This window comes from Clostridium sp. AM58-1XD (genome assembly GCF_003464085.1).
Taxonomy (GTDB): domain Bacteria; phylum Bacillota; class Clostridia; order Lachnospirales; family Lachnospiraceae; genus Lachnoclostridium_A.
Genome location: NZ_QSDR01000081.1, coordinates 1 through 887, shown reverse-complemented (window position 1 = coordinate 887; position 887 = coordinate 1). Strand labels below are relative to the sequence as shown.

At 44.4% G+C, this 887-nt stretch carries 1 protein-coding gene; it reads left to right on the top strand.

Annotated features, from left to right (window positions below; genetic code table 11):
* Window positions 1-887: helix-turn-helix domain-containing protein (locus tag DXA13_RS20655; RefSeq protein WP_147348076.1), on the top strand; the 887-nt coding region annotated here is incomplete at both ends.

The following is an 887-nucleotide window of genomic DNA, read 5'->3' as shown; positions in this document are numbered from 1 at the left end:
AGAAACATCTTACCCTTGAAGACCGTATATACATTGAAAATTCTCTGAATAAAGGCTGTACCTTCAAAGTCATTGCCAAATACCTGTGTAAAGATCCGACTACCATCTCGAAAGAAGTCAAGGCACATCGCTTGTCGGACTGGTATCATAAGGGCACTTTTTACAATGCAAAGAACTTCTGTGTCCATCGGTATCACTGTAAAAAGACCAATTCCTGTGGGAAGATTCTCGTCTGTGGTATCAAATGCGCTTCCTGCCCCACCTGTAACCAGACCTGCTCCGATTTTGAGCGGGAACGCTGCACAAGACTTGATAAAGCTCCTTACGTCTGCAATGGCTGTGACAAGAAAATCAACCACTGTACCATCGCACACAAATATAAATATGATGCCCGGTTTGCAGATAGGAAATACCGTGAGAATCTCAGCGATTCCCGTGCCGGAATTAACATGACAAAACGTGAACTCCATCAAAAGGACATGATTATCACTCCTTTGATTGAACAGGGGCAGTCACCCTATCAAATCGCCACGAATCATCCGGAACTGGATATGTCTGTCCGCACCATGTACACCTATCTTGACAACGGATTATTCACAGCCAGGAACATTGACCTAAAACGCAAGCCTAAGTTCAAACCGCGCAAATGCCATAAAACACAGATTACTGACCGGTCTGTGTTTGCAAGCCGGACTTATGCAGAGTTTCAGTCATTGAGCCCTGACGTTTATGTGGAAATGGACACCGTCCATTCTTCTCGGGAATCTAAAAAGACACTTTTAACCTTCTTTTTCCCGAAAGAAAAACTCTTCCTGGCATTCCTGATGAACCGTTGTACAAAGGGCGCTGTACGACTTGTTTTCGACCATCTGGAAAAACGCCTTGGA